The sequence below is a fragment of the Bacillus sp. UMB0893 genome, from assembly GCF_002858905.1.
In the GTDB taxonomy this organism is placed as follows: Bacteria; Bacillota; Bacilli; order Bacillales; family Bacillaceae; genus Bacillus_P.
In genome coordinates this window covers 106,162-120,290 of record NZ_PKLB01000007.1, presented here as the reverse complement: position 1 = coordinate 120,290, position 14,129 = coordinate 106,162, and the positions used below count along the sequence as shown (strand labels likewise).

7 protein-coding genes are annotated in these 14,129 nt (G+C 40.0%); all 7 read right to left on the bottom strand.

The window, feature by feature from the left end; genetic code table 11:
- Positions 1-37: 37 nt before the first annotated feature.
- The 7 genes from pulA to hisC all read right to left on the bottom strand — a co-directional run bounded on the left by pulA (position 38) and on the right by hisC (position 14,114).
- Complete coding sequence (gene pulA / locus CYJ36_RS16015) at positions 38-6,874, bottom strand: type I pullulanase (protein ID WP_101568269.1); 6,837 nt, start codon at positions 6,872-6,874, stop codon at positions 38-40.
- Between the two features lie 328 nt (positions 6,875-7,202).
- Complete coding sequence (locus CYJ36_RS16010) at positions 7,203-7,745, bottom strand: ReoY family proteolytic degradation factor (protein ID WP_101568268.1); 543 nt, start codon at positions 7,743-7,745, stop codon at positions 7,203-7,205.
- A gap of 82 nt (positions 7,746-7,827) precedes the next feature.
- On the bottom strand, positions 7,828-9,093 hold the full coding sequence (locus CYJ36_RS16005; RefSeq protein WP_101568267.1) for a tetratricopeptide repeat protein: 1,266 nt from the start codon (positions 9,091-9,093) through the stop codon (positions 7,828-7,830).
- A 181-nt stretch (positions 9,094-9,274) separates the two neighbouring features.
- The gene (locus CYJ36_RS16000; RefSeq protein WP_101568266.1) at positions 9,275-10,171 is read right to left on the bottom strand and encodes a hypothetical protein; all 897 of its coding nucleotides are present in this window, start codon (positions 10,169-10,171) and stop codon (positions 9,275-9,277) included.
- 263 nt (positions 10,172-10,434) lie between these two features.
- A complete protein-coding gene (aroA, locus tag CYJ36_RS15995; protein ID WP_257962516.1) occupies positions 10,435-11,715 on the bottom strand; it encodes a 3-phosphoshikimate 1-carboxyvinyltransferase in 1,281 nt (426 codons plus the stop codon).
- A gap of 32 nt (positions 11,716-11,747) precedes the next feature.
- Entirely contained in the window at positions 11,748-12,860 is a 1,113-nt protein-coding gene (locus tag CYJ36_RS15990) for a prephenate dehydrogenase (protein ID WP_101568264.1), read from the bottom strand.
- A 171-nt stretch (positions 12,861-13,031) separates the two neighbouring features.
- Positions 13,032-14,114 (bottom strand): histidinol-phosphate transaminase, encoded by a 1,083-nt coding sequence (hisC, locus tag CYJ36_RS15985; protein ID WP_101568263.1) that lies wholly within the window; start codon positions 14,112-14,114, stop codon positions 13,032-13,034.
- Positions 14,115-14,129: the final 15 nt, after the last annotated feature.

Here is a 14,129-nt window from a genome sequence, read left to right as displayed (position 1 = left end):
GAAGTGAAGCCCCTTCAATTAAGAAGAGGCTTCACTTTTAAGTTTTAGTGCGCAGTCTGCGGTACCATACAATACCTAAAGCACCTATTGCCAATCCAATCAGCAAGATAGAATAGGAGTTCATTGCAGTATCTGGCAGGCTATTTTCAGTACTTGATGAGTCTCTGCCATTCCTATTGTCTGATGCTGGATTCATGTTATAATCCGGATTCTCTGAACCAGGATCATCAGTTCCGCTATCTGTCCCCTCTGGATTCCCTCCGTCATTGTCAGCTGGATCTCCGCCGTTGCCATCTCCAGGTACTTCCCCGCCAGGTGGTGTAACTGAATCGTTTTCAAGTGCAAGAATAAAAGTACCTCCTTGTTTACGGCCTGGCAGATCAACTGTTACTTGCTGTTCATTCGAGACGTTATATTCCTTTCCGCTATATAAATCAATAACCTTATCAGATTTCTCGAATGGTACGTCAAGAATAACCTGCTGCTTTTCTTCAGTTGTATTAATACCTACTAAAACAGCATGATCATTGTATTCCCGTGAGAAAACCAGGTATCCATCTTCATTGCTGCCTGCCGTTTTTTCACGTGTTCCTTTTGAAAACACTTTTGAAAAATCTTTGCGGATGTTAAGCAATTTTTGATAATGAACTAATAAATCATTATTATCAGTATCTGCCCAATTCAGATTATAGCGATTTTCATTGAATTCGCCTTTATCCATATCACCTGCATGCTTGCCTGTTTGACCGAGCTCTTCTCCATAATAAATGACTGGCTGGCCTTTTGCTGTTATTTGCAGAGAAGCTGCTATTTTTTGTTTGCTTAAATCGTTGCCTGCGTGAGCCATGAGGAAGCCATCTTCATCATGACTGCTCAGAAATTGTCCCATTGTAGCCGTATTCGAAAGCTTGTCATTTCGTGATTCCAATCGTGCTTCAACCTCGTCTATGTTTCCATTGATAAAGTCGCGGGCATCATACTTGAAATTAAAGTCTAAAAGCGAATCCATTTGTCCGCTATTTAAATAACCGCCCGTATTATCAATGCCTGCTCCATAGTACTCGCCGATCATTTTGAAATTCGGGTTCACTTTTGTTAATTCATTTTTAAATGCCTTCCAGGTCGTTTCTTCAACATGCTTTACTGTATCGACGCGGAAATAATCAATAGATTGACCTGTATCCGTTTTATGTGCTGCCCACTTTGTTTGCCATTCAATGATTTTTTTGCGAACTTCAGGATCTTCTGTTTTTAAATCTGGCAAGCCAGCGAGTTCACCTTTGATGACATCTGTTCCGCCATCACGGAGCATACCTTTAAAACGGCTGCGATCTTCGTCTGTCGGAAAGTTTGGGATGCCGTCATTATTAGCATCGTTTTCTTTCAGACCATATCCGGTATGATTCAGCACAACGTCAACCATGACTTTTATATTCCGTTCATGTGCTTTATCAATTAATTCATTAAAGTCTTTTATTTCTCCTAAATGTTCATCAATCTTGGTAAAATCTTTAGCCCAATATCCATGATATCCATATTGATTGCCGTCTTTATTGTGTCTCAGATCCCAATCAATATTATCCAAGATCGGCGTGATCCAGATTGTATTAATTCCTAAACCTTCAAGGTAATCCAGTTTGTTTGTGATTCCTTTAAAATCACCGCCATGATATGTTTCTGGATGCTTTTGATTATAATTTTCATCATTGGGATCATTATTAGATGTATCCCCATCAAAAAATCGATCTGTCAGCATGAAGTAAATTCTTGCTTCATCCCAGTCAAAATCACCTTCATCAGAAGAAACTCTTGTTTTTACTGTTACTTTTGCGGTTGTCGTGTGTTTGTTTCCAAACTCATCTACTGCTGTTACCGGAATTTCCTTCTCACCTGCCGTTACTGAATCTTTTACTGAAAGAGTAATTTCGTTCAATTGAGGATCAATCTGCAGCTCTTTAGATCCTCCAATTGAAGATGCGTCTGCATACAAGCTGGTAAATTTTATACCCTCCCGTTCAGAAGTGATCTTTAAGCTTAAAACGGCATTCTGATTGGATTGGATTTCATTTGGATATACACTTGCGTCCATCTTCACTTTTGGAACAATGTACTCAATAAACGATTTCTCAAAATAAGGATCTTTAACCTCTGTTGTCACTCCGACTTTTGTTACAAGATACGTATATTCGTACTTTCCTTCTTTCGGAATATCAAATGTATGCTTGAAATATTCATTTTTCTCATCATATTCCATATCATAAAGATTTCCGTCGATCCTCAGCTTTACTGCTTCAATCGTATGCATTGCATTATTTTCAAACAGCTCCTGATCACGATAAAAGAATGTCGCTTTCCCATCAGAAATAACAGGTCCTTTAACTGCAGGAACGGTATGAAACTCTCCTTTGCCGCTCTCAACAAAAACCTTTGTGAATGTCTGAAAAGGATCTGCTTCTATATAGCGGTCTTGATCGTAAGGATCTTTTTCAGCCCAATCCTGCCCTTTTCTTAACACGAAGCCAATCCTTGAAGCATCAGGCCCTATTTCAAATGTAGAAATAGCTCCTTTATCATTTTCCTTCGTAAAGCGCTTTTCACCATCCTCAAGTCCTGTTTGCCACGTCCAGATATTCCAATCTGTATAATCGTTTCCTTCTCTGGAATAGGTGAATTGGATGTATCTTTTCTCATATTTTTTCACGGTTAATTCTAATTGAGCTTTTACATCGCCAGCTTGTGCTGTAATTGTTGCTTTTCCTTGTTTTAGAGCCCTTACTTCTCCATTCGAATTCACGGAAGCAACAGATGCATCGCTTGTATTCCATTTCACATCGGCCTGTGAAATGCTTTGTCCAAATTGATCTTTTACTAAAGCAGTCATCTGTGAAGTAAAGCCTTCGAAGATGCTTTCTGCGCCTGTCAAAGTAATCGATGAGGGAATTAAATCCGCAACTGTTACATGAATCGTTGCTTTCACATCACCGATTGCTGCAGTGATTTCCGTTTTCCCTTTCTTTAGGGCCGTGATTTTCCCTGCCTGATTGACAGTTGCAATCTTATCATTTTTTGCAGACCAGACGATTTTCTCTATACTTGGATTTCCGTTTTGATCTTTCGCAATAGCACGAATGACTCTTGTGCTGCCTGGTTCTAAGCCTAATTCTTTAGGGGTAACATCAATCGATTCAACAACTGGTGTGTAGGTTTTTTCTTCATCGAATAAAACCATCATAGAAAGCGGCTGTACTTCTGCCTCAGCTTTGTCTATTGTTCTAAGCGATTTTGTACCAGCATCTTTATGATCAACAGCTACATTCCATTTGACATCGTCAGGCAATGTCACTTTTTTGGCTTCATTGTTTCCGTTATAGATAACGACAATGTTATTCCAGCTGTCGCCATTAGCATGATTTTTGAGCTTATAAGCAACAATATTTCCGTCTTGCTTAAAGACTTCAATGTTCTTCTCGGCAGCTTCTTTTGTACTCATTCTGAAAGCAGGATGCGTTTTTCTCATTTCAATTAATCCTTTGTAATAATCAAAGACTTCCTCGTACTCTTTTTTATCAGCCCAGCGAATTTGATTGATTGCATCCGGACTTTTGTAGCTATTGTGATCCCCGAATTTTGTGCGCAGCAGTTCATCTCCTGCATGAATGAATGGAATTCCTTGAGAAGTGAGGGCAATGCCATTTGCCAACAGGCTGCGCTTAACTGTTTCATTTTCCATTACGTAATTCTTATCTACTGCATGATGAGGGCTGGCTGCAGCAACCGCTTCTTCAACTGAAGAGTATTTTACGGCATCCTCGCCTTGAAGGATTCCATCTTTAATTTCAACAAAGCCTTCTTGCTCCTCAAGTCCTTGTGTTTTAATGACTTTATCCCACATGTTCAAGTTATCATGTGCTGTTACGTAGTTGATTGTTTCTGTAGGACTGTTTGTGAAATCATTAATTGCTCCATACACACCTTTTAAAAGATCTGCTTCTTTACCTGTTTCCCCTGTAGCGAATCCTTTTGAAGCATCATCACTGCCGCCTTTAATTGCCCCTCTTAAATTATCATTGAAGACTGCAAAATGTTTGTCTTTTTGAGAACCTTTTACGGTTTGCTGATTTTCGGGAAGCGGTGAACCGCCAGCTTGCCACGGTTCTCCATAAACCAGGATGCTTGGATCAACCTGCTCATGCAATTCCTTCGTAATTTGTTCCATTGTAGGAGTATCAATTAATCCCATCAAATCAAAGCGGAATCCATCAACATTGTACTCTTCAGCCCAATAACGAACTGAATCTTTAATGTACTTGCGAACCATAGGGCGTTCGCTTGCAATTTCATTTCCTACACCTGATCCATTTGCAAGCTTGCCTGTATCCGTTGTCCGGTAATAATAACCCGGAACAATTTTATCAAACGGACCATTTGGCACATCAAAGGTATGATTGTATACAACATCCATCACGACGCGAATCCCCTGATCATGCATGGATTGAACCATTTCTTTAAATTCTTTTACACGTACTGCCGGATCTTGCGGATCAGTAGAATATGATCCTTCAGGTACATTGTAATTTTGAGGATCATAGCCCCAGTTGAACTTAGGGTTTTTAGAATTAGGATCATCAACGGTTAATTCATTTACTGTTTTAAAATCATAAGAAGGCAATAAATGAACGTGTGTTACACCTAAATCTTTTAAATGATCAATTCCAGTACTGTTTCCGTTATTATCTGTTGTTCCTGTTTCTGTAAATGCCTTGAATTTCCCTTTATTTTTCATCCCTGAATTTTCGGCAATTGAGAAATCACGTACATGGAGCTCATACAAAATGGCATCTGTCGGTTCGATATGAACAGGCTTGCTTGATTGACTCCAATTCACAGGATCTGTTTTGTCCAGTGAGAGAATCGCTGATCGCTGACCGTTTGCACTAACTGCAACAGAGTAAGGGTCAGCCACATAATTTATTTTCCCATCTGCAAATTCAACTTTAAACATATAGAATTGACCGTTTAAATCACCAGTTATCTCTTTTGACCAAACACCGTTATCTGAGCGGTCCATTTCCCGTTCAGAGCCATTTGTATGGTCTTCAACAAGGCCTGCTTCGTTATAAGTTCCAGCATCGTCAAATAAAGCAACACTCACTTTTTCAGCTGTCGGTGCCCATAGTTTAAATGTGCTTTTTGAAGATTGATAGGTTAATCCTAAATCTTTTCCATTATAGTAATACTTCTTATCATCTAAGATTTTTCTCATTGTGACCTGTGCCGGAGCAAAATGATCGCTTCTTACTTCATATGGCTTTGTTACATCAACATCTTCCGGATTCTCGATTGTCAGCAAAACTTGATTGTCCCTTACTTTTTTCACGTTTGCTTTTAACTCTTTTTTGCTTTCATTATTTGTCACTCTAAACGTATCAATCTCTGAATCTTCAACTGGATGAGTGGTAGTAACAGTAATCGTATCTGCACTATCCATCATAGCAGCCTGAACTCTTTCTGAAATATTAGCTTCCTCTTTGCTGTAATAAACCGTTTCAACCCCTTCTACAATCCAGGCCTCTACTTCTTTCTTTCCATCAGGAACCGAGATGGTACGCTGCATTTCCTGACCGGCCCAGCTTCCAGGACGGGTAATGATATTGATTTTAGAAGATGAGAATTCTTGAGATGCAGAGGCAAATCCATCAGCTGTCCCATTAAAATCATATTCCTTGCCGTCTTTTCCATCTTCCCAAATCCACATATCCCATTCATTTTGTTTGCCGTCAAAACGGAAGTAATTGATTTTGAATGTATAGAGTGATTCACTATTTGTTTCAAAGGAAACGGAAAGGTCCTTATCCAAGGAAGTTTTAGAAACCTCGCCTAAAATGGCTTGCTTAGGAACCGACAGTATATACGATTTAGCTGTTTGCAGTGCTTCAGGCTTAACCGTTACTTGAGTTCCATTTGCCTTTATCTCCGATTTAACAGCTTGTCCTTCGCTGTCTTTAAGCTCGATCAAATCTGGCTGTGCCAGCTGAACCGATTCATTATAAGTAAGAGTAATAGGAGAAGCGGTCTTAACATTTTTTTCTCCATTAGCAGGAGATGATGAGATCAGGTTGAGTTTTGCTGCCTGATCGATCCCGCTGACTTTATATTCACTGCTGTATGCAGATTGAACATTAGGATTGTCTTTTTCATTCCATGATTTCGCTGTGGCATTTCCGTCTGCTTCTGGACTAACGTCAAAAGCGCCATGTTCAGCAGCATTATTTCCGCTCAAAACGGCAATTGCTTTTAGCGTGTCATCATTTTTTAATCCAAGTTCGCTCAAAGGAATTTTACCTTCAAACCCTTGTGTCCGGTCAACAGCAAACTCTGCAGCCTTTGCGCCGTCCCACGTTGAAAGTATAGGTATACTTAAATCACTTGAACTGTAAAGAGCAGCTCCGTTCATTTCATTATCATTTTTGATTCTTGAAACAATATGAAACTGCGGTTTTTCATCCATGCCTCCAAAATGAAACGGAGCTCCCCATGGATTTTCTTCCACTTTTGAATCAATGTCATTTACGTTGAGTGCGAGATTGAGATACATCCCATTGTCTCCCCAATTCGGGATATTCTTAGCATCAACCCAATAATATAAGTACTGACTGTCATTTTTCAGGTAGACATCCCCAAGCTGAAATCCTTCATAGCCCGCGGCCGCAGAAGAAGAAAGAGATTGAGTTTCTTTCCAGTCTTCTTTGCTTCCATCAACTGTTATCCCTGTTTCTGCTGCTTCAGAAATGACAGGCCAAGTATTGGTCATCCCGCTGAATAACAACAGCCATATAAGAAACATCGCTGTCCATTTCTTTTGACTTCTCCTCATCCCTTTTCCCCCTTATGCTTGTTTGTGAAATCGTTTGCACAAACTGGCAATTAAAAAAAAATTGCCATATATGTAAACGGTTACATATAACAATCATATTTTGTCATGTTCTGACCGAAAAATCAATTGAAAATTCAGAAAAATTTATTTAGTAGTAATCCTCACTATCTAACTTAGAGATTTACCATTACTTTCAGGTTTTATCAGTCTAATTCCTGGTTTTATCGGTCTAATTCCTGGTTTTATCGGTCTAAACTAAGATTTTATCAGTATAAAACACAGTATGATCAGTTTAATAAAAAAAAGAACCTCTTCTCTCAGGAGGTTCTCACTTATTCAAGCATTTCAGTTTTTCTGTTAAACTTGCAAATGCTTCTTTATCTTGTCGGTCAAGCGCGTCATCAATCATTTGCAGCAGCTTTTCTTTTTGGAAAGTCTGAATGGATTCTTCCAAAATTCTTTCAGCGATAACACGGTCTTTTTCATTGATGTTCAAGTGTTTTGGCATAAATGGATTTGCTTCAAGCACGGCTGCGTAATTCGGCGACTGGTAGGCCGAACGGAAGTTAAGCTGAATGAACAGATCCTCGTCTTTATTTAACCGAATATCATGAAACGATTTTTCTGCATCCGTTGTCATGACATTTTCTTTGTAAAAACGAAATGGCACTTCCTCTACACAATGCGTTGACATGATAATCCCACGCGGACAATACTGAGCCTGCTCGACGAAATGCACTTTTTCCATCAGCGTATCGTGACTCATTAAGTAATTCAAAATCCAAACACACTCTCGTCTCTTCAACTGATAATGATTTAAGAACCACCTGATAAAATCCTTCTTCTCAATGACAGATACAGGGGCCATCATATGCATTTCCCTCCTCTGCTAACTGTAGATTCTTATCTTTTAAAGTTCAACAGATCTTAGGTGAAATCCTTCTGTTTGCGAGTTAAAAATCATCCTCTAATTGCATCAAAATCTCTTCGATTTCGACATTCGCCGGATCGTACTTCAAAGCTTGACGGAACATTTCCTGAGCAGCAGCGCGATTTCCATCTTCTAACAAGTAATAGCCATACTCCATAAGAAAATCTGGTTCTTCCTTGAAGAAATTATATGCGCGCTGGTAATGGTTTAATGCATCTGAATATTGCTCCGTTTCATGATAAGCCCGGGCTAATTTCCGGTCGTATTCCGGATCTTCCTCTCCGTACCTCATCACTTCCTTCAGACAATCAATCACGTCTTCAAATTTTTGTTCCTGCATGTAAATATTTGTCAGTGTTATTGTTGCCTCAACATGGCCTGGATCAATCGCAATTGCTTCACGAAGCAATTTTACAGCTTCATGCGGTTCATTGTTTTTCAAGGCTACTTTCCCGCCGTAGACGAAAAGTTCTTTATTATATTCATCTACCTTCAGCCCATCTTTTACTGTTTGCAGACTTTCTTGCAGCATGCCTTCTTCTTCGTATGCTTTTGCTAAATATAAGTAAAGAGATGTATATTCATGATCGAGCTCTTTTAATTTAATAAACTGATCGATGGCTGTTTTTGTATAATTAGCCTGCAATGCCGTGAATCCATATCCGAATAGGGTATGCAGATCCACTTGTTCTTCTACTGCTTTCTCATAATACGGAAGAGCTTCTTCAAATTCGCCGGAGGCACTGATTGATTCTGCCAGCCTTTGATAGACATTGACTCCCGTTATCACCGCATGCTCTTTTAACACATCTTTAAAATAGGGAATGGCTCTATGGTAGTGACCTTGATGAAAATAAAGTTCACCTAAAGCAAAGTCAATTACAGGTTCTTTCGGCACTATTTTTTTTGCAGCAAGCAGCTTTTGCTCGCTTACTTCGTTAAGCCCCTGCATTTGATACAAATCTGCAGATAAGATTAGTGCCTGCACATAAGAAGAATCTGTTTCAGGAATTGTGTTTAAAAGTTCAAGTGCCTTTTCTTCCTCATCCATATCAATATAGAGTTCTGCTAAAAACACCGTAATCTCAGATTCTTCCGGATACAGCAGCTGCATGTCTTCCATAATATTCAGCGCTTGTTCTGTATTGCCCCACTGATAGTATTTTTCCGCAAGCAGAAATTTCTCCTCATCATGCAGAGTCTTTTCGATCGCTGTCAGTTTTTTCAAGCCTTCTTCTGCTTGTCCTGACTCAACTAATTCTATTGCTTCAGCTAATGAATTTTTCAACTTGTAACGCCCTTTCTAAGAAAAGCGCAAGCACCTTTATTCCTCCGGCAGGCATAATTGGGGTTGACGCTGAAGTCCCGGTTTGACTTCATCGGCAGCACCGCTTTGACCGGGTTGTCAGGCGCTGGAACTGGACACCAATGCGCAAAATTTTATAGTTATAAACTTTCAGGGGAACTCCTTATGGGACAGCATTTGCAGCAAACCTGCCAGACATGGCAATTTCACAATATTCTCCAAATCCTGGTTTTAAGCAAATTTTCTGACCAACTTTGATCAGCTGTCCTTTATGAATCGTAAATTCAGGAATATGAATATGATACCCTCCAGAGAACTTTTCTTCAACTGAATTGAACTCATTTAGCCCATACAGGTTATAATCAACTTCGCCGCCGATGCGGATATCTCCTTTTTCTGGGTAAATGCCAATTTTCATTAAGAGCGGTTTTTCAATCTGGACATGCTCCATTGGACACTCCAGTTCTGCTGAAATTCGGTGTTTCTTCATCAATTGTATGAATTGCATTTTCTTTTTATTTAGAGAAGCATGCTCTCTCCAAAGCGGCAGTAACGTCATTGGAAAACCATAAATGCTGTTTCTGATCCATTCCCATGGGAAATCGGCAATGGAATCTTCTGCGTTGATCTCGATAACAAGCAGCGGGATTTTATTTTTTTTGCAGTTTATGAGCAATGATGGGGTCAGTTTTTTCAGCGGAACTTTTACACCGATGCAGTAATCGATAGGAGAATTAATCATGATTTGTTTCTTTTTTCGAATCGCTTCTGGAAGATCCCGTTCATATTCTGCTGAAGCAACTGCAATCACGGTCGTACAGCCTTTTACAATCAGTTTTTCCATAAAGATTCTTTTAATATCAGAAAATGCACCTTCAAGAGAGAAATCAAGCATCACGTGTCCAGGTGTCAGCACATAGGACCCTGCATTCATTTTCATAGATTTCATCCGTTTTAATGAAGGACTTATATAATCAATTCTGTTATTCCGAATCAGCAGAGAGCTTTTTTCAAAACCATTGTTTTTTAAGACATTCGCATCTTCAATGATATACGCCAAAGACTATCATCCCACCCTTCGATTCTTCTTAAGACAAGCTATGATGAGTTCGGGCTGGTTATGACAATTATATGAAAAGCGCAAGCGCCAGGGTCACGACAGGCAGAAAAGGAGCTGACAGAAAAGTCCGGTTTTGACTTTACTGGCAGATTCGTTCTGACCGAGGAGTTAGGCGCTTGCGCTGGACATCAATGCGCAAAACTTTATACTTTCTCTTATCTCTTTAAAAAACCTTTCGGGACCATGTCCCGAAAGGTTTTATCTTACTTTACAGCGAGCTGATCCAAATGCTCAAAGAATTGAGGATAAGATACATCTATCGCTTCATGTCCCGAAAGTGAAACATCTCCTTTTGCAATTAAAGCTGCTATTGCGAGCATCATTCCGATTCGGTGATCACCATGGCTTGATACAGATGCTGAAGATGTTAAAGTCTGTTTCCCGCGGATGATCATACCATCATCAGTTGGTTCAATCACGGCACCAAGCTTGTTGAGCTCTTGTACAACGGTATCAATACGGTTTGTTTCTTTCACTTTTAATTCACTTGCATCCTTAATAATGGTATCTCCTTCAGCTTGTGTCGCAAGCAGGGCAATGACAGGAATTTCATCAATTAAACGAGGAATCAAATCACCAGAAATAGTTGTTCCTTTTAATTCGGATGTTGAAATCGTCAAATCAGCAGCCGGCTCGTGGGCATGTGTGCCTTTTTCCTCGATTGTTAACTTTGCCCCCATTTTCGTAAGGACTTCAATGATGCCAATTCTAGTTGGATTAATTCCTACATTTTTTAATGTGATTGTACTGTCTGGCACGATGGCGCCAGCTACTAAAAAGAAAGCAGCAGAAGAAATATCTCCAGGCACTTGAATGGATGCCGCCTTAAGGGACTGTCCTCCGGTAATTTCTACCGATAAACCCTCTTCCTTTACTTCTGCGCCAAAGGCTCTTAGCATTCTTTCCGTATGATCTCTTGATTTATGAGGCTCTGTTACTTTTGTTTTTTCATTATGAGCCTGCAGGCCTGCAAGAAGGATAGCTGACTTGACTTGGGCACTGGCTACAGGTGATTGGTACTCTATCCCTTTAAGCTTACCGCCCCGAATAGAAATTGGCGTAAAATTTCCATCTTGTCTTCCATCAATCGATGCACCCATATTTTTTAAAGGGTTCGTTACACGTGTCATCGGTCTTTTCGCAATGGACTCATCACCAATGATGCAGGCATGAAACGTTCGCCCTGCAAGGATCCCAAGCATGAGACGGGTCGTTGTTCCCGAATTGCCGACATCCAATATGCCCTCTGGTTCTATGAGTGCATCTATTCCTTTTCCGGAAACCCTCACCTTTGTTCCATTTTGCTCAATGTCAACGCCCATTTGTCTAAAACAGGCAATTGTTGATAAGCAATCTGCCCCTGCAAGGAAATTCTCAATCTCAGTTTCACCGTGAGCAAGAGCACCAAACATGACGGCTCTATGAGAAATTGATTTATCACCTGGTATGGCAATTTCACCTTTTAAACTCTTTGCTCTCCGCAGTTTTTTTTCAATTGACATAACGAATCACCTCATTAACTAAAAAATGTTTTGTAATCTGTATATTTTTCAATGCATTTTTGCGCTCTTTCACGATCAACATCCGTTTGAAAGCTGAGCCTTAACACTCCATATATTTCCTCGCGCGTTTCAATAATCCGGATGTTTGTAATGCTTATTTCCTCCATTGCCAAGTACCCTGTAATTTCAGAAATCACCCCGGGATAGTCGGGAACATCGACGTATAAATCGTAAAAGGATGGAATTGCGCCTTTCTCCCGTTCAGGAAGGCCGTCTCTAAAATCCTTAGCCTCCTGAAAATAAGCAAATAAAGCATCTCCATCAAGTCCATGAACTAGCTCTTTTACATGATTCATTTCGTTTTGCCAGTCATCAAAAAGGGCAATCAGCTTTTCTCTATTGTGCAGCAGAATATCCCTCCACATCGCAGGACTGCTTGATGCAATCCGGGTAATGTCTCTAAATCCGCCAGCTGCCAATCGTTTAATGACAGGATGACTTCCTTCAAATCTGCCTGCTTGATGAACAAGACTCGCAGCGACGATATGAGGAAAATGACTGATGACCCCTGTCACTCCGTCATGCTCGCCCGGCGTCATTTCAACAAAATGAGCTTTTGTTCCTTTCAGTACATTTTTCAGAAGCATAAGAGATTTCTGAGACGTGTGGTCTGTTGGAGTCAGTATATAAAATGCATTTTCAAAGAGATGGGCCTTTGCAGCAATGACGCCTGATTTATGCGATCCGGCCATTGGGTGGCCGCCAATAAACTGCACGGCTCTTCCGAAAGCCTTTGTAGCGTATTCGATAATCTTTTGTTTTGTGCTGCCCACATCCGTTATGATGACACTTTCTTTTAAAGAAAGTTTGCTTAAAGACTGAATAATGGAAAGAGTCTGTTCCACTGGAGTGGCAAGGATGATCACATCCGCCGATTCGATGCCGGCAAATTGATGCAAGGCTATTTCATCAATTACTGTCAGAGTCTTTGCAATCTCAGCCTGGCTCTGATTTATATCATACCCGACTATTGTTGAATCAGGAAACTCTTGCTTGATTGCAAGGGCTATTGAACCGCCAATTAATCCTAGCCCGAGCAGATGAATTTTTTCGACTTTATGTTCCATTCTCATCACCTTTAGCTGCGCAATTATGTATGAAGAAAGAGGTGATGGGCATCACCTCTTCTTTTATTCGTGCGATTTATTGTTATTCAGGGCAAATTCACGCGATTTTATTAGGAAAGAGCACGTGAATGGGTCTTTTTACGAAAAACACAATCTATGCGAAAACAGATTTTATGAAATCAGCTCTGATAGTATTTGCAGAATTTCTTCGTTTTGTTCTTTCGTTCCAACCGTAATACGAATTGATGTCGGAAAACCGAGTGCTTTTCCCGAACGGACGATATAGCCTTTTTCTAAGAGGGCCTGAAACACTTCATCTGCATCACGGTTAAAATCAATCAGAATAAAGTTTCCTTCTGAAGGATAGTAGCTTAAACCATTGTCTTTGCTGAATTGATAAAATTGCTCAAGACCCTGTTTATTTTTTTCTGCACATTTTTTAATGAAATCCTGATCATCTAATGCATGAAGTGCGGCGGTTTGTCCTAAACGATTTGTGTTAAACGGCTCTCTTGCCGGTTCAATGCTTCTGATTAATTCATTATTTGCGATTCCATACCCTACACGCAGAGCTGCAAGTCCGTATGCTTTTGAAAAAGTCCGCAGTATCATGACGTTTTTATACTTTTTAATTAACGGCAATGTTTCTGGGAAATCTGAAGCTGTGACATATTCATAGTACGCTTCATCAAGAATAACAAGCACATGTCCAGGCACCTTTTTCATAAAATCATGCAGAGATTCCTCATTAATATAAGTCCCTGTTGGATTATTTGGCGAACATAGCCAAATCACTTTTGTTTGCTCATCAATGGCATCAAGCATTGCATTAAGATCATGTTCTCCATTAATCAATGGAATTTCCTTTATTTCTGCACCTTCAATAATTGCATTGTGCCGGTATTGAGGAAAGGTCGGTGTCGCCATGACAGTATTTGTGCCTTTTTTCAAAAAAGCACGGCAAATAATCTGCACAATTTCGTCTGAACCGTTTCCGAAAATAATCTCGTTTTCTTCTACTTTTAAAAAGGTAGCAAGTTTTTGGCGAAGCAGTGCACTGTATCCATCAGGATAAATGGCCAATTGATTTAACTCATCCTGAATGGCTTTTTTTGCCTTTTCAGAGCTGCCGTAAGGATTTTCATTGGAAGCCAGTTTCACGATGTGTGTTAAGCTGTATTCTCTTTTCACTTCTTCGATTGGCTTTCCTGGCTGGTAAGGCTTTAAATTAGTAAGCTGGTCTTTAATCTGCACGATGGACACCTCTCC

Excerpts from the sequence above, each read along its gene's own strand:
- pulA (WP_101568269.1), bottom strand. The coding sequence starts at position 6,874 with ATGAGGAGAAGTCAAAAGAAATGGACAGCGATGTTTCTTATATGGCTG.
- CYJ36_RS16010 (WP_101568268.1), bottom strand. The coding sequence starts at position 7,745 with ATGATGGCCCCTGTATCTGTCATTGAGAAGAAGGATTTTATCAGGTGG.
- CYJ36_RS15990 (WP_101568264.1), bottom strand. The coding sequence starts at position 12,860 with ATGGAACATAAAGTCGAAAAAATTCATCTGCTCGGGCTAGGATTAATT.